A 17,298-nucleotide genomic window follows, 5' to 3' on the forward strand; every position below is an offset into this window, starting at 1 on the left:
TAAAGCATTAACAAACACTTAACAAATATTTTATTTACTCTTAATCTGGTCAGAGGTCAGCGCTCTTGCTAAGACCATACATAACTAAACGTTTAACCCCGTAATTAGAGAGGGAACGATGAAGATAAGGAAATTGCCACTCGCGCTTCTTGCCGCGTCAGCTACATTCACTGCCGCCCATGTAAACGCAGCCGGTTTTCAACTAGTAGAACACTCTGCTTCGGGGCTAGGCCGCTCGTTTGCCGGTGAAGCCGCTATTGCCGACAACGCTGCCGTTATGGCACGCAATCCTGCAGCAATGTCGATCTTCGACACCATTGCGGTCTCAGGTGCTTTAAGTTATATCGCCCCTGACGTTTACGTAAGAGGCAATACAGGCGTAGATTCAATAGACCAAGCCTTAACCAATAACGATGTAGTGCCCGGTGCAGCAGTACCTGCAGGTTACTTTATCCAACCGCTTAGCGACAAGTGGGCCTGGGGTGTAGGCATGTTCTCAAACTTTGGCTTATCTACCGACTACCCCTCGGATTACGCCGCAGGTGCATTGGCGGGTCAAACCGAGTTGATTACGCTTAACCTAAACCCCAACGTGTCCTACCGAATTAATGATCAATTTAGCATTGGTGCTGGATTAAATGCAGTTTACGGTACTGCTAAGCTAGTGCGTAACTTTGGTACTGGCGGTCCTTTCCCACCAAGCGGCACTGCCGCCTCATTAGAAGGCGATGGCTGGGGCTTTGGTTGGAACGTTGGCGGTATGTGGGAAGTGAATGAAGATCACCGCTTTGGTATTAGTTACCGCTCTAAAGTCGATTTAGACTTTAAAGGTGACTACCACTCTGACATTCCAGAAGGGCTAAGTGATAACCCATACGGAACCGGCGGACAAACCATTGGCGGCGAGCTAACCCTTAACCTGCCAGACATTTTTGAAGTATCAGGTTATAACCGCTTAAATGACGCCTTTGCCGTTCACTACAGCTATGTATGGACTGGTTGGAGTACCTTCCAAGAAATTAACGCAACTTCAGAAGGCATTGGCAGTGTACTAAACAAACAAGAGCAGTTTAGTGATTCTTACCGCGTATCATTTGGTGGTACCTGGTATCTAAACCAAGCTTGGGAACTGCGCGCTGGTATGGCATTTGACCAAAGCCCATCTCGCACTCACAAAACCATTAGTATCCCTGACAATGATCGTTACAACTACGGCATTGGCTTTACTTACCATTTAAGTGAGAAAGGCAGCATTGATACCGGCTTTACTTACATTCAAGGTAAAGAAGGTTCATTCAATGAAGAAGGGGTTGAGTTTGTATCGAAAGGTGATGCTTACATCGCTGCTATTCAATACAACCACAGCTTCTAGATCTTGTTTAGCAACCGGCAAAGTGCCGGTTGCTTGACCTAAGCATAAGATTAACCCACGCTTCAGGTATCCATTCACATACTGAGGGCAGCCATGGTAAATAACCCTACCCCCTACTCTATTAGCGAACTAGCGCAAGAATTTACCATAAGCACTCGCAGCATTCGTTATTACGAAGACCAAGGTTTATTGCAACCGGTTCGCGATGGCAGCAAACGCCTTTACTCCAAACACGACAAACTTCGTCTAAAACTAATACTACGTGGCAAGCGTTTAGGCTTTTCTTTAAAAGAAATAAAAGAGCTGTTCGATTTATATGACGCGAAGTTAAGCAGCAGAAAGGAAGTAGAAGGTTTAATTGGCAGTATAAAACTACGCAAATTGAGTTTGTTACAACAGCTAGAGGACATTCAAGTGGTATTAATGGAGCTTAAATCAGCAGAGCGCCGCTGTAACGACGCTCTGAAACACCCCAAAAAAGATTAATGCTCGCCAGCATTGCCTTGAATAAAGTGCTTACGACATAAAGACACATAGCGCTCGTTACCGCCAATCTCTATTTGCTGCCCTTCACTGACAACTTGGCCATTTTGATCAATACGAGCATTAAAATGCCCTTTATTGCCACACCAGCAAATAGTTTTAAGCTCTTCCAGTTTGTCGGCTAAGCACAGTAAATGATAAGCACCTTCGAACAACTCACCCATAAAGTCGGTTTTTAAGCCATAAACCATCACTGGGATATGTAAGTCATCCACCACCTTAGCCAGTTGATAAACCTGAGCTTTGCTAAGAAACTGCCCTTCATCAACAATCACCACATCTTGCTTATGCTGCTGATGTTTAGCTGCAACCAACTCGAACAAGTCTTGCTGCTTACAAAATGTTTCGGCAGCCATCGACAAACCTACTCGAGCTTTAATGGTACCCACACCATCGCGGGTATCCATTGCCGGAATAAGTGCCAAAGGGTTCATACCGCGCTCTTGGTAGTTAAAATGTGCCTGAATGAGTTGGGTAGATTTACCCGAGTTCATTGCAGCATATTTAAAATGTAGTGAAGCCATTTACTGCGCTGTTCCTTGTTTATTTACTGCTTAATGCCAAAGCTGAATTTTGCTGGCGATGGTACAAAGTTGCGATAGTAATGGCAAACAATAACAGACCAACAGCTAATGAGATAATCACACTTCCAGTCGTTCCCATCACTAGATAACAAGCAATGCTTATTTTTGCCACCAGTAAAGCATAAGGAAGCTGAGTAGCAACATGGTCGATATGGTGACATGCCGCACCGGTAGAAGACAAAATGGTGGTGTCTGAAATAGGCGAACAATGGTCACCAAATACCGCACCCGCTAATACAGCAGATAGCATAGGCAGTATTAAGCTGACATCACTGGCTACTGACATATCAGCAGCAATTGGCAACATAATGCCAAAGGTTCCCCAACTGGTACCAGTTGCGAACGCCATTAAGCCAGCCAATACAAACACTAATACTGGCAGCATGCTCGGGCTAATGGCGCCGTCTAACTTAGAGGCAAGGTATTTGCCCGTTTCCATGTCGCCAATAACGCCACTAATAGACCAAGCAAAAACTAAAATAAGAATCGCCGGGCTCATCGCTTTTACGCCAACCCATATGGCATGGCCAAGTTGAGCCAAGCTAAGTTGTTGCTTAAGGGCAAAACCAAGGCTAATCAATAAACCAACAACACCGCCGGTAACCAGCGATAAAGTCACGTCGGTATTTTCTAAGGCAGCCAGTAAGCTAAATGCTTGTCCTTCTTCTAAGGCAGCTGATCCAGTTATCACAAAGCTGGCAAAAGTAACCAAAGTTAAAATAGTGATAGGTAATACTAAACCAAGCGGTGAGCCGTTATCAGCTTCAAAATCATGATTTACACTGCCTGCAGGAATACCCTTTTTCGCATCAAATAATTGACCCTGCTCAGCATTTTTCTCGTGCTGTTTCATTGGGCCGATGTTGATATTGAAGTAAGCAACCACTAAGGCCATTAACAATGCAAAAATGGCATAAAAATTTAAGGGGATCATGGTGGCAAACGCAGCCAGCGGCGTGATGTCGGTGATGTTATGAGTCACCAACAAGCCACCAACCAAAGCAATAATGTAAGCTCCCCAACTGGATAAAGGCATAAGTACACACATTGGTGCAGCCGTTGAGTCAAGCAAGTAAGCAAGCTTAGCGCGTGATACTCCCACTTGGTCAGTAAGCGGACGAGCTACACTGCCCACCGCTAAACTGTGGAAATAGTCATCAACAAAAACCACAAAGCTTAACAAGGCGGTGGTTACCGTAGCGTGACGCTTAGTTTTAATCCGCTTCTTAGCCCACTCAGCAAAGGCAGAGGTTGCCCCGGTAGCGGTCATTAAGCTAGTCATCGCGCCTAGTAGCAGCAAAAAGATAATGATTTGCAGGTTCCACCAATTTGGCGCACCGTCATCCCAAGCTAAGCCTGCCGCCAGCTGTGACAAATAAATGCCAGAATCTACAAAAGAAAAGTTACTAAGCAATAAAGCACCCGTGATGATGCCGCAGCTAAGTGCAATAATTACACGTCTGGTTGCTAGGGCAACCAACAGAGCAATCACTGGTGGAAGAATAGATAAAAATGAATCGGTATAAGCAATGGTTTGCATGTTTTCTCTGTTTTTAATTCAGAGAGCAAATTGAGTGACCAGAAGCCGAAAGGCTTTCACTCTGTAGCTCTCCATAGTTGAACTATGACAGTGTCGTATCTATTAAATCCGACACCAGTAATTAGCTTTGATAATGCTCGTTACTTCGGCGCGGGCCCCTTTCATACAGAATCATTGGAATCACCCCACTCTGCACTACTTTTGACCAGCGCTCCTCTACAATATAGCGTTAAGCGCTGAATTATACTTAAACACGCAGAGCATTCAACCAAAACAGGCTTAAAATTTAAGTAGCAAATCAAAAACTATATTGCTTATTTAAGTTTAGTTTATTGACAAGTTTTATTTAGTAATTAATATTTTAGGGTAGATTAACCAATACTAATAAATATATAGGATTAACATGAGCGATTTCGTTAAGGTATTTTTAAACGCAAGAAGTCTTAAAGCTGCTACAAAAGAATTATCAATTGAGCAATTAGAAGATAGCTACAATAAACTTAAAGTCATTTTAGATGAACGTTTCGCCCAACAGGCTGAAGAAGCAAAACAGCAACAAGAAAAACGCGAGAAGTTAGAGAAATATAAAGCCCTTCTCGAGCAAGATGGTATTGACCCAAGTGAATTACTATCAATGATTGGTGACGCGCCAGTTAAAGAACGTAAAAAACGCCAACCACTGCCAGCTAAATACAAATTTATTGACGAAAACGGTGAAGAAAAAACCTGGACCGGCCAAGGCAGAACACCTTCTCCAATCCAACGTGCAATAAAAAATGAAGGTAAAACTAAAGAAGATTTCCTTATCTAGTTTACCCAAATATAAAAAAGGAGCCTTAAGGCTCCTTTTTTGTTCAATCAATATTAAGAGGCAAAACCATTCGGGTTGCCTTGTTGCCAACGCCAAGAGTCCTCAGCCATATCATCTAAATTTAATTCTGCCTGCCAATCTAATTCTTGTTTAGCTAGGCTCGGATCAGAATAACAAGCAGCGATATCACCTGGGCGACGTGGAGCAATTTGATAAGCAATTGGCTTACCTGACACCTTTTCAAACGCGGCAAGCATTTCTAATACGCTATAGCCTTGTCCGGTGCCCAAGTTATAGGTGACTAACCCGGCTTTAGCAGCTAACTTGTTTAAAGCCTTTAAATGGCCCTTAGCTAAGTCGACTACGTGAATGTAGTCACGCACACCGGTGCCATCTACCGTGTTGTAATCGTCACCAAATACACTTAACTGAGCTAATCGACCTACAGCTACTTGAGTAATATAAGGCACTAAGTTGTTAGGAATACCGTTAGGATCTTCACCGATTAAACCAGACTTATGGGCACCAACCGGATTGAAATAACGCAGTAAAGCAATGTTCCAAGTCTCATCCGATTTATATAAATCGCTAAGCATCTCTTCAACAATCAACTTAGAACGCCCGTATGGGTTGGTCGCGCCAGTAGGAAAGCTTTCTAAAATAGGAACAGTATGTGGGTCACCGTATACTGTAGCCGACGAACTAAAGACTAAGTTTTTTACATTATGCTCTGCCATCACTTCACATAGAGTTAAAGTGCCAGAGACATTATTTTGATAATAATGTAAAGGAATAGTCGTTGATTCGCCTACTGCTTTTAACCCTGCAAAATGAATAACAGAAGTAAAGTTATGCTGAGTAAATACAGTATTAAGTTCTGCTTTGTCTCGAATATCAACTTGATAAAACTTTGGTCTTTTTTGACAAATTTGCTCAATTCTTTCAATTGAAGCAGCATGGGAGTTACAAAGGTTATCAACAATAACCACTTCTTCTCCCTGATTTAATAACTCAACCACTGTGTGGCTGCCTATATAGCCTGCTCCACCGGTTACTAAAATAGTCATAACAATCCTTTATAAGATAATATGTTTGGCTCCATCTATGGAGCAGCTATTCGATGCCAATAAATTTATGTGTTTGTAAAGATAAGCGCCAGTTGTTTTCTATACAAGCTTCAATACATAAGTCAGTCGCTCTTTGCTGCTGGCTAATTGGTTGCAAACACACCAATACATCCAAGTTTTTGGACATACCAGCTAATAGATTCTTTAAATTAGTTAAATCTCGCTCTCGAGCCACTGGGTGCTTTATTTCGTTAGCTCGTTCTAGGGCTTGTTCAATTACTATTTTTCCACCCTTCATATCCACTTTAGGCGAAACAGTTACCCAAGCTTTGTCGGCTACTTTTACTGGATAAGTACCACTAGTCTCAATTTGCACCGAATAACCTGCTTCAATTAGCGTACTGCTTAGTTCGGTCAAATCATACATGCACGGCTCACCACCAGTGATAACCACATGTTTTGCTTTATACAGAGCTTGAAATTGCTCAAGCAATTGAACAGCTGTTAAATGCGCCCAGCGCGCGGTATCGCCACTAGCACCGATTATTAGCTCTGGCTCAACTTTGTCGGCATCTAGTACCTGCCAAGTATGTTTGGTATCACACCATGAACAGCCTACATCACAACCCTGTAATCGGACAAAGATTGCAGGTACACCAGTATGAAACCCCTCCCCTTGGATGGTTTCAAACACTTCGTTAACAGGTAAAACAAAAGATGCCATTTGTATCCCAGATCATAATAAGCGAAAATCTAGTCCAGTATTAAAACACATTTTAAAGAGCAAATAATGAAAGAAAAAGCGGTAGTGATTTATTCAGGTGGAATGGACTCATTCACTGTTCTGCATAAAACCCTGCAATTGGGCCTACAACCTTATGCTCTTAGCTTTAATTATGGCCAGCGCCATGTAAAAGAATTGGAATACGCTCAAAAGGTCACTGATGAGCTTGGTATCGAACATAAAATCGTAGATATCACTGCAATCAATCAATTGCTCGCTGGCTCGTCACTCACCTCTGACATAGATATTCCCGAAGGTGATTACCAAGAAGAGTCGATGAAATCGACAGTTGTACCCAACCGCAATATGATTTTGCTATCTCTAGCTATTGGTTATGCGGTGTCGATTGGTGCTAAAAAAGTCTTCTATGGTGCGCACTCTGGGGACCACGCTATCTATCCTGACTGTCGACCAGAGTTTGTAAAAAAAATGAACGATGTAAGCCTTATTGCTAACTACGATGCGGTAGAAGTAATAAGCCCCTACCTTGAGCAATCTAAAATACACATATTAAGCGATGGATTAGCCATGGGTTTAGATTATGGCAAAACCTGGACCTGTTATAACGGACGAGAGCAAGCCTGTGGTAAATGTGGCGCCTGCCAAGAGCGTTTAGAAGCATTTAGTCTAAACGCGGTTACAGACCCACTAAGCTACGAATAAATATGCTCAAATATTTTTTCGGCCGCTTTTGGTTTTTAATTATAGTTATTACTTGCTCGTGGTTTTTGCTAGCACACACCGAGCTTATGAGCTGGAATAAGCAGTTGATAGCTGAAGGTGAATATTGGCGAATAGTGTCGGGTAATTTTAGCCACAATAACCTTATCCATTGGTTGATGAACATAGCCACTTTGGTGCTGGTTTATTTTGTTTTTGATGACCGACTATCAAATAAGCACTTCATGCTACTTAGCACTAGCTTATGCATTGCAGGTGGTGGGCTGTTATGGTTTGCTAGATATGATGAGTATGTGGGCCTATCTGGCCTTATCCATGGCTTAATTGCCTATGCAGCAATGGTTGACCTATTAACCGACAAAAAGCGTGTGGGAAGCATAGTTCTGGTGGGTTTAAGTGCAAAGCTACTAATGGAACAACTATACGGCGGCGACCCGTGGGTCACCGATTTGATAGGCATCAACGTTGCCATCGATGCCCATTTATTGTTTGCGGTACTCGGAATTAGCTTTGCTTTATTACTATGGTGGCCGTTATGGCGCAATTACCAACTAGGCACTTAACTCAGCATTGATACTAGTTAATACTTCTGCTGGTGAGCTGGCTTGAGTGATTGGTCGGCCTATCACTAAATAATCAGAGCCTGCAGTAACCGCTTCAACAGGCGTCATGATCCGGCGTTGGTCGCCTTGAGCACTGCCGGTGGGTCTTATGCCTGGAGTCACTAAGGCAAAATCTTCACCAAGTTGAGATTTTAGCATTTTAGCTTCATGAGCCGAGCACACCACACCGTCTAAACCAGATTGCTGGGTTAGCTTGGCTAAACGCTCTACTTGTTGCAACGGGCTAAGCTCTATGCCCAACTCTAACAAGTCAGATTGATCCATACTGGTTAATACCGTCACCGCTATCAGTTTAGGGCGCTTGTCTCCATAGGGCTCTAATGCAGCTTTAGCTGCTTCCATCATTCTACGGCCGCCACTGGCATGCACGTTCACCATCCACACACCCAGCTCAGCCGCGGCAGTAACAGCTTTAGCAACCGTATTTGGAATATCGTGAAACTTTAGATCGAGGAAAACTTCAAAGCCTTTACTATGAAGCTGTTTCACCAATTGAGGGCCGAACAAAGTGAACATTTCTTTACCCACTTTTAGACGACACGAGCCCGGCTCTAATTGCTCTACAAATGCCATACATTGATTAATATCTGCATAATCAAGGGCAACTAATACCTTGGGATCTTGCATTGTTACTACTCTCCGTCTAAGCCCACTATTGGTTTAACTGTGCCCCAGCTCTTACACGATGGACAATGCCAATATATAGAGTGAGATGAGAAGCCACAGCGCCGACACTGATAGTGAGGTTTAATCTTTAATTGTTGGGTAACCAAGCCACGCAGAACTTGCAGGCTTTGTTTAGCTTGGCCCTCTTCAGCAGATGCCAAATGAAGGCCCATTAAGTGGTGAAATCCTTTCATGGTAGGGTTGCGCTTAAGCTCATCCACCAATAGTTCCTGTGCTTGCTCGGCGCCATGCGCCTCACGATAAATAATCGAAAGCTCTACCACCACACTTGCAATGCTCTTTATTGAAAGGCAATACTCCAAAAACTGCTGGTAATATTCAGGCTTTGCCAAATTATCGCTACAGGTTTTGTAAAGTGATAAAGCATCGGAAGCAAAATCTATATCTTGCTCTGGGATTCTATTCAGATTTTTAAGGGCCGCTTTGTAATCGCCTTCAGCATTTTGAATCTGGGCAAGATGCAAACTGGCTCTTACACATTTTTTATCAGCGCTGAGTGCTTTTTTCAGTAAAGCTTGGCTCTTAGAGAGTTTACCCGCGGTTTCTAGCTCTTGCGCTTGCTCGCAATAAAAATGCGCAATCTGCCGATTAACATCGCTTAACTCTTTGGGGTCTATTTTTTTTGCCACAGCAATCGCTTGCGGCCATTCCCGAGTTTGCTGGTAAATGCTTAGTAACTGCTTTAAAGCAAGCTGGCGGTAATCCGGTTCTTCTTGTAGCTCTATTAGTAAGGCTTCGGCTCTATCAAACAAACCTGCGGCCAAGTAGTCTTTTGCCAATTGATGCAAAGCTAGGTTTTTTTGGTCAATATCGATGCCTTCGCGAGCAATCAAGTTTTGATGAATGCGAATAGCTCTATCAACTTCTCCGCGCTGTCGGAACAAATTGCCCAACGCGAGGTGAGTATCTATGGTTTCGGAATCTACTTGAAGTAGTTCAACAAAGAGATCTACGGCTTTGTCTGATTGGTTGGATAAAAGAAGGTTTAAACCTTCTACATATTGCTTAGATACGTGATTTGCTTGCTGTTGCTGATTTTGTCTAACACTGCGCTGCCCCATATACCACCCATAAGCGGCAGCTACTGGTAATAGCAAAAACAACAAGCCTAGCATTAACTATCCTTGACCGTCTCGTCTTGCAATTTATTCAGCTGTTTTTGCTGCTTAGCCAGACGGCGTTTTAAGCCAGCACTTTCTAAACGAATACGAGTATAAAAAGCCAATAAAAATAGGAGACAAGTAATGAAGCCAGCTACGAATAAACCAGCCATAAGCCATGACAGACGCATGTCAGATTCTGCAATAAGGTAGTTAACACTTACTACTTCATCATTTTGCGCGCCCACAGCAAGTGCAGTAACAAACAGTACAACTAATAACAGCGTTGAGAATATTGCTTTCACATAACCTCCCAGAGCCAAACAAAAGCTAGGGAAATTATGCAGCAATCACGTTAATTTAACCAGCCAAGATCACCTAATTGTAAAAGAAACAATACTATAGGCTAGCGTTTACGCGTTCTCGCAATTCTTTACCAGGTTTAAAGTGGGGAACATGCTTCCCAGACAACTCTACCTTTTCACCTGTTTTAGGATTTCGGCCTACTCTTGGTGCACGGAAGTGCAGTGAGAAGCTACCAAAACCACGAATTTCAATTCTGTCGCCTTCCTGTAGTGAACAGGTCATTTGCTCAAGAATTTCTTTAATTGCCGACTCAATTTCTTTACTGGTAAATTGAATATGTTTACTAGCGAGTATTTCAATCAAATCAGATTTAGTCATGGATTCTCCAAGCCATTGATAAAGGGAACTAATACCAGTGTAGATAAAGAAATGGGGGGGAACAAGTCCCCCCCAATATTCAATCACATAAATCTAAAAAAAGATTTAAAGATTATTCGCCTTTAAGTGCAGATTTGAATGCATCTGCCATAGCGTTACCAATCTGAGCATCTTCTTTCTTGTTCAGAGTAGCCATTGCTTCTTTCTCGTCCGCTTCGTCTTTAGCACGGATAGAAAGGCTGATTACGCGGTTCTTACGGTCAACACCAACGAACTTAGCTTCAAGCTTGTCGCCAACAGAAAGAACTAGTGATGCATCTTCAACACGGTCACGGCTAACGTCACCAGCACGTAAGTAACCTTCAACGCCACTTGCTAGCTCAACAGTTGCACCTTTAGCGTCAACTTCAGTAACAGTACCGTTAACTAAAGCACCTTTCTTAAGGTCAGCTAGGTAGTTGTTGAACGGATCTTCAGCAAGCTGTTTAACACCTAGGCTAATGCGCTCACGCTCTGCGTCAACTTGTAGTACAACAGCTTCGATTTCGTCGCCTTTCTTAAAGTCGCGAACCGCTTCTTCACCTTGAGCATCCCAAGAGATGTCAGATAGGTGAACAAGACCGTCAATACCGCCGTCAAGGCCAATGAAGATACCGAAGTCAGTGATAGACTTGATCTTACCTGAAACTTTGTCGTTCTTATCATGAGTGCTAGCGAATAGCTCCCATGGGTTAACTTTACACTGTTTCAAACCAAGTGAGATACGACGACGTTCTTCGTCGATATCCAATACCATAACTTCAACAAGGTCACCCACGTTAACAACTTTAGATGGGTGGATGTTTTTGTTAGTCCAATCCATTTCAGAAACGTGAACTAGACCTTCAACACCGTCTTCGATTTCAACAAAACAACCGTAGTCAGTTAGGTTAGTTACGCGACCTTCAAGACGAGCACCTTCTGGGTAACGGTTAGCAATTGCTACCCATGGATCTTCACCCAGTTGCTTAAGACCTAGAGATACACGAGTGCGCTCACGGTCAAACTTAAGTACTTTAACGTTGATTTCGTCGCCAACATTAACAATTTCGCTTGGGTGCTTAACGCGTTTCCAAGCCATGTCAGTGATGTGTAGAAGACCGTCAACACCGCCAAGATCAACGAATGCACCGTAGTCAGTAAGGTTCTTAACGATACCTTTAACTTCTTGACCTTCTTGAAGGTTCTCAAGAAGTTGGTCACGCTCAACACTGTTTTCAGTTTCGATAACAGCACGACGAGATACCACTACGTTGTTACGTTTCTGGTCAAGCTTGATAACTTTAAATTCAAGCTCTTTGCCTTCTAGGTGAGCAGTATCGCGAACAGGGCGAACGTCAACTAATGAACCAGGCAAGAATGCACGGATGGTGTTAACTTCAACCGTAAAGCCACCTTTAACTTTACCATTGATGATACCAACAACCGTTGCTTGCTCTTCGTAAGCACTCTCAAGTTGGATCCACGCTTCGTGACGTTTAGCTTTTTCGCGAGAAAGTTGAGTTTCACCGAAACCATCTTCAACAGCGTCAAGGGCTACGTCTACTTCAGCGCCTACTTCAATTTCTAATTCACCAGCAGCATTTTTGAACTGCTCGGCAGGAATCGCAGATTCTGACTTAAGGCCAGCGTCTACTAGTACCATACCGTTTTCGATACCTACTACAGTACCTTTAACAATAGAACCAGAACGGAATTCCAAATTCTGTAGAGACTCTTCAAAGAGTTGAGCAAAAGATTCAGTCATTTTTTAATTTACACATATAGAAACGTCCACTCAGCAATCCGGCTAAATGGGGTTAATAAAAAACACCTATTTCATCCATGTTATAGGTGAGCTAATTCCCAGTGATTACTGGGTTAATTTTTCGTCGATAAACGCTATCGACATTGAAACGACTTCATCAATAGAAAGAGAAGTTGAATCAATTACTAACGCATCTTGAGCGGCAACTAAAGGAGCAACCGAACGGTTTCTATCTCGTTGGTCTCGTTCTTCAATTTCGCTCAAAAGGTGGTCAAAACTAACACTAAAGCCTTTTTCTTGCAACTGATTATAGCGTCGCTGCGCCCTTTCCGCTGCACTTGCGTCTAAAAATATCTTGGCGGGAGCGTCAACAAAAACAACCGTTCCCATGTCTCGCCCATCAGCAATTAAACCAGGCTCTTCTCGAAATGCTCGCTGGCGTCTTAATAAGGCTTCACGCACTCGCGGAAATGCAGCGACTTTAGAGGCGGCATTTCCCGCAGTCTCTTTGCGAATTTCTAGGGAAACATCTTCACCTTCTAGAATCACCAAGGTATTGCCGTCTTTGGCTTCAAATCGTACATCAAGGTGAGCCGCCAAAAGACTTAATGCCTCTTCGTTGTCTAAGGCTACTTCGTGGTGCAAAGCAGCTAACGCTAAGACCCGATAAATGGCTCCGCTATCCAGAAGTTGCCATTGATAATGCTGCGCTAGCTTTTGGCACAAAGTGCCTTTACCAGAACCACTAGGCCCGTCAATTGTCACCACTGGAACGTTTTGAGTCATGAGTCCTCCATAATGTCCAAAGCAAAATGCGAGTTCTTATCTGGAGATAGATAAGAACTAAAAATTCGGCGGCATTATACGTGAAAAGCTCGCAATAAGCCTCACTAATTTATTAACAAAAAACAAAATAAACCGAACGCTTATCCCACTTTTAAACAAAAAGCAGTATATCATCTGGATATACTGCTTTTTATTAATAGTGTCTGCTGGTTATTAGGCTGGCAACTCTACGCCAGAATCTTTGATGCGGGCCAATTTGTAACGAAGTGTTCTGGGACTAATACCCAACTTTTCAGCAACATCTTTACGCTTGCCATTACATGCTTTAAGCGTATCTAAAATGATTTGTTGCTCTTGTTGGCGCAATTCATTGCCTAAGGGTTCATTTGCTGGTGATGACTCACACACTGGCTCAACCTGTAAAGGCTCTAGCTGATTTTCGATGACCAGGCAGTCATTATCAATGACATTACCATTGGCTAGAATCAGTGCCCTCTGCATTACATTGTCTAGCTCACGCACATTGCCAGGCCAAGAGTGATTTAGTAATTTATGCTGCGCACTTAAACTCAACTCATAGTTTTGCGCACTATGGCGATTGAGAAGGTGTGTTGCCAATGGCAATACATCACCTTTACGCTGCTCTAATGGTAGCCAGTTTAGTGGGAATACATTGAGGCGATAATACAAATCCTCTCTAAACTGACCCATCTTAACTATCTCTCGCATATCTCGGTTGCTGGTAGCAATCACGCGAACATCAAGTTTAATCATTTTGCGACTACCCAAGCGCTCAACTTCCCGCTCCTGCAACACTCGCAATAACTTAGCTTGCAAACCAAGGTCCATTTCACTGATTTCGTCTAGCAAAATAGTTCCTCCTTGAGCCTGCTCAAACTTACCGGGACACGCTTTTATCGCACCGGTAAATGCGCCTTTCTCATAGCCAAATAGAGTGGCTTCAAGCATGTTTTCAGGAATTGCCGCACAGTTAATCGCAACAAATTCTTGGTCCTTACGGTGCGAACAATCGTGAATGTAGCGAGACAGTACCTCTTTACCCGCACCACTTGGTCCGCTAATTAATACTGATGCTTCTGATGCTGCAACTTTTTGACTCAATTTTAGTAACGCTTCAGTGGAAGCATCGCCATAAATAGGCTCTCGTTTTTCAACTTTAATTGACGGCGCATAACGGCCGACTTGATTGAGTAGTACTTCTGGAGAAAAGGGTTTTGACAGGTAATCAATGGCGCCATCACGCATAGCTGACACTGCATCATCAATTTTGGCGTAAGCGGTCATCAGCAATACTGGCGTTTGCGGCCATTTTTGTTTGATATTTTTAAGTAGGCTTAAACCATCCATGCCACTCATTTGCACATCACTCACCACCAAATCGACGGGAGCTTCCGCTAAGGCAATTAGTGCAGACTCTGCACTATCAGCTTGTTCACAGTGATAACCAGCTAATTGCAAGGTATCTACCAATGCTTCACGCAAACCGGCATCATCTTCAACAATAAGGATCGTAGATTGACTCATAGTTATTGCCCTCCTACAGCAAGATCATGATGTTGCGCTTCGGCAAGTGGTAAACGCACCTTAAAGCGCGAGCCTGTTGAATTAGATTCAAGCTCAATGCTTCCGTGATGCGCCTTGACTACAGACTTCACTACCGCCAAACCTAAACCTGTTCCGTTTTGCTTGGTGGTATAAAAAGGTTCAAATATCTTTTGTTTGCTCGCTTCATCTATACCGCCCGCTTGGTCTTCAATGCTAATCAGCACCTCTTCAGCAGTGCAGCTAAGTTGTACTTTGATTTCACTTCCCTTCGCGCTTAACTGTGCGGCATTTTCAACCAAATTAGACAAGGCAGACACTAAGGCATTGGCATTCACTAAAACCTCTACATGAGGTGCACTTACTACACTGGAGAATTTAACCTGGTGCTGACGCACGCAAGCCTCGGTAGCAGTTTGTAATTGCTCTACGATGTGCTGAGCACTGACCTGATTAACCACCATTTTTTCGCCACTTTTAGCAAACAGCAACATATCGTTCACTTGTGTTTCTAAATCATTAAGGCGGTCCATCATTTTATTCTGAAAGTTGTCGCGGGCGTTATCCGACAAGGTTTTATTCGATAAATTAGAGCCGTACAACATGGCTGCAGAAAGTGGCGTTCTTATTTGATGGGCTAGCGAGGCCACCATATTCCCTAAAGCAGACATTCGCTGTAGCTTGGCAACATTAGCTTGTAGTTGACGAGTATGGGTCATATCAGTCAACACTATCAGTTGGCCTTGAGTATCTTGCAAAGGTGAGAGGCTTAACTTCACCCGCCTACCGTCAACCAATGAGAGTTCGTGTCCATCATCGGCTTTTGGCGAGAACAGTTTTGGCACTGCCTCTAACCAGCGTTGTTGCTCAATATCTTCACCCAGTAATTGCTTGGCCACCGGGTTTGCCCTAGAGACAAAACCTTTATTATCAAGCAAGACCAAACCTGATGGCATAACGTCGAAAATCTGCGACAAGTTATGCTCAGATAAGCTGGCTGGCTGTTGTTGAAGTTGCACTGAGGGCATGAAATAAGCTCCGCGTCATAAAACCGTTAACAGTGCTTATCAATCAATATTCGTGCCATATAAAAAAGACTCTGTATTCAGAGCCTTATGATAGGGTTACTGCGTTTAGCTATCTTTATTCAAACCATACTTTCGCATTTTTTCAACCAAGGTTGTTCGCCGCATCCCCAGTTGCTCTGCCGCTCTAGCGACAACGCCATCTTGCTGTTCAAGCGCTTGGCGAATGAGGTCAATCTCTAAGTCAGCCAGTAGCTCTTTTAAGTTAACGCCTTCATCTGGAAGTTGTTGTACCGCTCCCCAACCTTCTTCATCAAGCTCCTGTTCTTGCTCCCCATCAGGAAACAACGCCTCAGGGCTTGGGTCAGAAAATACCGAAGCATCCTCATCACTAAATATAGCCAACAGAGCATCGCGCTCAGCCAGTTCAGGGCTGTAATTCGGCTCAAAGGTTTCGGCATCGATATGTCGATACTTCGGCGGCAAATCGTTTACGTCGACAATTTGGTCAGGATGCAAAATTAGTAGGCGTTCGACCAAATTGGATAACTCACGTACATTACCTGGCCATTGGTGCTGCATTAAGGACTCAACAGCGCGCTGAGTAAACCTAACCACAGCCGAATGCTCATCTTCATGGCGATTAACCAATTCTTGAAGCAGCAGAGGAATATCATCTTGACGCTCTCGCAACGACGGCATTTCAATGGGGAATACGTTCAAGCGATAGTATAAATCTTCCCGAAACTTCTCTTGCTCAATCATTCGCTCTAATTGACGGTGAGTGGCTGCCACTACTCTTACGTTAGCTGTAATCGCCTTGCTGCCCCCTACTCGCTCAAATTGACGCTCTTGCAGCACCCGCAACAATTTAACCTGCATAGGCATTGGCATGTCACCAATTTCGTCTAGGAACAGCGTTCCACCTTCAGCCAATTCAAAGCGTCCCTTGCGCATAGCAAAAGCACCCGTAAACGCGCCTTTTTCATGACCAAATAACTCACTTTCAAGTAAATCAGGAGGAATTGCACCACAGTTAATCGGCACAAATGGGCCTTGGCTGCGCACCGAGTGATCATGAATGGCTTTGGCTACTACTTCTTTACCAGTACCTGATTCACCGAGAATGAGCACGTTCGCTTCTTTAGTCGCCACCTGTTCTATTAAGTGGCGCACCTCCTGAATAGCGATACCTTTACCGATCAAATTCTGGCGTAACCGCTCACTTTTAGCAGGGCTAGCTTTGCCCGGTAGGTGGGTTAAATAAGCATCGCAGTGATGTAGTAGCTGAGTAAGCTGCTCATAACTAAAAGGAAGATCTAAATGGCCGATAAGGTTAGGTAAGACCTCAAAATTGCTGCCCTCGCCAACCGTTAAGAATGGACAATGAGGATGCTTAGCTATAACGCTCTTTACATCCTCTAACTGCTTACTGATTAGAACGACCTTGTCTGCATTACTCGCCAAAGCACTAAGTTCGTCGGTATTGCACACGTTAAATTGTTGGCCAATAAAACCAAGTACCGTTTCTAGTTGCTTAGCTCTCTCTTGGTCACTTTCACAAACTAAAACGCTATTGGATGCTTGCATCCCTATCCCCTGCAAAAATAAGCTACCTTGCGACACGCTTAATTTAATTACCCTAAGAATTAATTGTAAACA

General features: G+C 43.5%; 18 protein-coding genes and 1 riboswitch. Of the genes, 5 read left to right on the forward strand and 13 right to left on the reverse strand.

The window, feature by feature from the left end; genetic code table 11:
• Window positions 1-118 precede the first annotated feature (118 nt).
• Together K5609_RS12795 and K5609_RS12800 are read left to right on the forward strand one after the other, a co-directional pair.
• Window positions 119-1,372: an outer membrane protein transport protein gene (locus K5609_RS12795; protein WP_221073985.1), complete on the forward strand. Its 1,254-nt coding sequence runs from the start codon at window positions 119-121 to the stop codon at window positions 1,370-1,372.
• Window positions 1,373-1,465: 93 nt separating this feature from the next.
• The gene (locus K5609_RS12800; protein ID WP_221073986.1) at window positions 1,466-1,858 is read left to right on the forward strand and encodes a MerR family transcriptional regulator; all 393 of its coding nucleotides are present in this window, start codon (window positions 1,466-1,468) and stop codon (window positions 1,856-1,858) included.
• Here the strand turns inward: K5609_RS12800 and K5609_RS12805 are convergent.
• Window positions 1,855-2,439: a thymidine kinase gene (locus tag K5609_RS12805; protein WP_221073987.1), complete on the reverse strand. Its 585-nt coding sequence runs from the start codon at window positions 2,437-2,439 to the stop codon at window positions 1,855-1,857. The two genes, K5609_RS12800 and K5609_RS12805, sit on opposite strands and share 4 nt — an antisense overlap.
• 19 nt (window positions 2,440-2,458) lie before the next feature.
• A complete protein-coding gene (locus K5609_RS12810) occupies window positions 2,459-4,039 on the reverse strand; it encodes a Na+/H+ antiporter NhaC family protein (RefSeq protein ID WP_221073988.1) in 1,581 nt (526 codons plus the stop codon).
• A 56-nt stretch (window positions 4,040-4,095) separates the two neighbouring features.
• Window positions 4,096-4,266, reverse strand: a riboswitch (Lysine riboswitch).
• A gap of 176 nt (window positions 4,267-4,442) precedes the next feature.
• On the opposite strand from K5609_RS12810, the gene K5609_RS12815 reads away from it, so the two are divergent.
• Window positions 4,443-4,850 carry an H-NS family histone-like protein gene (locus K5609_RS12815; protein ID WP_221073989.1) on the forward strand — a complete coding sequence of 136 codons (408 nt, stop codon included), beginning with the start codon at window positions 4,443-4,445 and terminating at the stop codon, window positions 4,848-4,850.
• 53 nt (window positions 4,851-4,903) lie between these two features.
• Here K5609_RS12815 and galE read toward each other — a convergent pair whose 3' ends face one another.
• Complete coding sequence (gene galE, locus K5609_RS12820; protein ID WP_221073990.1) at window positions 4,904-5,917, reverse strand: UDP-glucose 4-epimerase GalE; 1,014 nt, start codon at window positions 5,915-5,917, stop codon at window positions 4,904-4,906.
• Between the two features lie 46 nt (window positions 5,918-5,963).
• Window positions 5,964-6,641, reverse strand: a complete 678-nt coding sequence (gene queE / locus K5609_RS12825) for a 7-carboxy-7-deazaguanine synthase QueE (protein ID WP_221073991.1) — start codon at window positions 6,639-6,641, stop codon at window positions 5,964-5,966.
• Window positions 6,642-6,707: 66 nt separating this feature from the next.
• Between queE and queC the strand changes: the two genes are divergently transcribed.
• Entirely contained in the window at window positions 6,708-7,364 is a 657-nt protein-coding gene (gene queC / locus K5609_RS12830; RefSeq protein WP_221073992.1) for a 7-cyano-7-deazaguanine synthase QueC, read from the forward strand.
• Between the two features lie 86 nt (window positions 7,365-7,450).
• The gene (rrtA, locus tag K5609_RS12835) at window positions 7,451-7,945 is read left to right on the forward strand and encodes a rhombosortase (RefSeq protein ID WP_221073993.1); all 495 of its coding nucleotides are present in this window, start codon (window positions 7,451-7,453) and stop codon (window positions 7,943-7,945) included.
• Here rrtA and pyrF read toward each other — a convergent pair.
• The 9 genes from pyrF to K5609_RS12880 form a co-directional block, all read right to left on the reverse strand.
• A complete protein-coding gene (pyrF, locus tag K5609_RS12840) occupies window positions 7,934-8,632 on the reverse strand; it encodes an orotidine-5'-phosphate decarboxylase (RefSeq protein ID WP_221073994.1) in 699 nt (232 codons plus the stop codon). The genes rrtA and pyrF overlap by 12 nt on opposite strands.
• 5 nt (window positions 8,633-8,637) lie before the next feature.
• Entirely contained in the window at window positions 8,638-9,807 is a 1,170-nt protein-coding gene (gene lapB / locus K5609_RS12845; RefSeq protein ID WP_221073995.1) for a lipopolysaccharide assembly protein LapB, read from the reverse strand.
• A complete protein-coding gene (locus K5609_RS12850) occupies window positions 9,807-10,097 on the reverse strand; it encodes a LapA family protein (RefSeq protein WP_221073996.1) in 291 nt (96 codons plus the stop codon). The genes lapB and K5609_RS12850 overlap by 1 nt, the downstream gene beginning before the upstream one ends.
• 94 nt (window positions 10,098-10,191) lie before the next feature.
• Window positions 10,192-10,476 (reverse strand): integration host factor subunit beta, encoded by a 285-nt coding sequence (locus K5609_RS12855; protein ID WP_163131777.1) that lies wholly within the window; start codon window positions 10,474-10,476, stop codon window positions 10,192-10,194.
• Window positions 10,477-10,588: 112 nt separating this feature from the next.
• The gene (gene rpsA / locus K5609_RS12860; protein ID WP_221073997.1) at window positions 10,589-12,262 is read right to left on the reverse strand and encodes a 30S ribosomal protein S1; all 1,674 of its coding nucleotides are present in this window, start codon (window positions 12,260-12,262) and stop codon (window positions 10,589-10,591) included.
• 105 nt (window positions 12,263-12,367) lie between these two features.
• Window positions 12,368-13,048: a (d)CMP kinase gene (cmk, locus tag K5609_RS12865; RefSeq protein ID WP_221073998.1), complete on the reverse strand. Its 681-nt coding sequence runs from the start codon at window positions 13,046-13,048 to the stop codon at window positions 12,368-12,370.
• Window positions 13,049-13,261: 213 nt separating this feature from the next.
• Window positions 13,262-14,593: a sigma-54-dependent transcriptional regulator gene (locus K5609_RS12870; protein ID WP_221073999.1), complete on the reverse strand. Its 1,332-nt coding sequence runs from the start codon at window positions 14,591-14,593 to the stop codon at window positions 13,262-13,264.
• 2 nt (window positions 14,594-14,595) lie between these two features.
• Window positions 14,596-15,639 (reverse strand): sensor histidine kinase, encoded by a 1,044-nt coding sequence (locus K5609_RS12875; RefSeq protein ID WP_221074000.1) that lies wholly within the window; start codon window positions 15,637-15,639, stop codon window positions 14,596-14,598.
• A gap of 105 nt (window positions 15,640-15,744) precedes the next feature.
• Complete coding sequence (locus tag K5609_RS12880; protein ID WP_221074001.1) at window positions 15,745-17,226, reverse strand: sigma-54 dependent transcriptional regulator; 1,482 nt, start codon at window positions 17,224-17,226, stop codon at window positions 15,745-15,747.
• Window positions 17,227-17,298: the final 72 nt, after the last annotated feature.

The organism is Agarivorans aestuarii (genome assembly GCF_019670125.1).
In the GTDB taxonomy this organism is placed as follows: Bacteria; Pseudomonadota; Gammaproteobacteria; order Enterobacterales; family Celerinatantimonadaceae; genus Agarivorans; species Agarivorans aestuarii.

Bases quoted from the DNA above. Each gene is read 5' to 3' on its own strand.
- queC (WP_221073992.1), top strand. From the start codon at position 6,708: ATGAAAGAAAAAGCGGTAGTGATTTATTCAGGTGGAATGGACTCATTC.
- K5609_RS12815 (WP_221073989.1), top strand. From the start codon at position 4,443: ATGAGCGATTTCGTTAAGGTATTTTTAAACGCAAGAAGTCTTAAAGCT.
- queE (WP_221073991.1), bottom strand. From the start codon at position 6,641: ATGGCATCTTTTGTTTTACCTGTTAACGAAGTGTTTGAAACCATCCAA.
- lapB (WP_221073995.1), bottom strand. From the start codon at position 9,807: ATGCTAGGCTTGTTGTTTTTGCTATTACCAGTAGCTGCCGCTTATGGG.
- pyrF (WP_221073994.1), bottom strand. From the start codon at position 8,632: ATGCAAGATCCCAAGGTATTAGTTGCCCTTGATTATGCAGATATTAAT.
- rpsA (WP_221073997.1), bottom strand. From the start codon at position 12,262: ATGACTGAATCTTTTGCTCAACTCTTTGAAGAGTCTCTACAGAATTTG.
- K5609_RS12870 (WP_221073999.1), bottom strand. From the start codon at position 14,593: ATGAGTCAATCTACGATCCTTATTGTTGAAGATGATGCCGGTTTGCGT.
- K5609_RS12810 (WP_221073988.1), bottom strand. From the start codon at position 4,039: ATGCAAACCATTGCTTATACCGATTCATTTTTATCTATTCTTCCACCA.
- K5609_RS12800 (WP_221073986.1), top strand. From the start codon at position 1,466: ATGGTAAATAACCCTACCCCCTACTCTATTAGCGAACTAGCGCAAGAA.
- cmk (WP_221073998.1), bottom strand. From the start codon at position 13,048: ATGACTCAAAACGTTCCAGTGGTGACAATTGACGGGCCTAGTGGTTCT.
- K5609_RS12805 (WP_221073987.1), bottom strand. From the start codon at position 2,439: ATGGCTTCACTACATTTTAAATATGCTGCAATGAACTCGGGTAAATCT.
- K5609_RS12880 (WP_221074001.1), bottom strand. From the start codon at position 17,226: ATGCAAGCATCCAATAGCGTTTTAGTTTGTGAAAGTGACCAAGAGAGA.
- K5609_RS12855 (WP_163131777.1), bottom strand. From the start codon at position 10,476: ATGACTAAATCTGATTTGATTGAAATACTCGCTAGTAAACATATTCAA.
- K5609_RS12875 (WP_221074000.1), bottom strand. From the start codon at position 15,639: ATGCCCTCAGTGCAACTTCAACAACAGCCAGCCAGCTTATCTGAGCAT.
- rrtA (WP_221073993.1), top strand. From the start codon at position 7,451: ATGAGCTGGAATAAGCAGTTGATAGCTGAAGGTGAATATTGGCGAATA.
- galE (WP_221073990.1), bottom strand. From the start codon at position 5,917: ATGACTATTTTAGTAACCGGTGGAGCAGGCTATATAGGCAGCCACACA.
- K5609_RS12795 (WP_221073985.1), top strand. From the start codon at position 119: ATGAAGATAAGGAAATTGCCACTCGCGCTTCTTGCCGCGTCAGCTACA.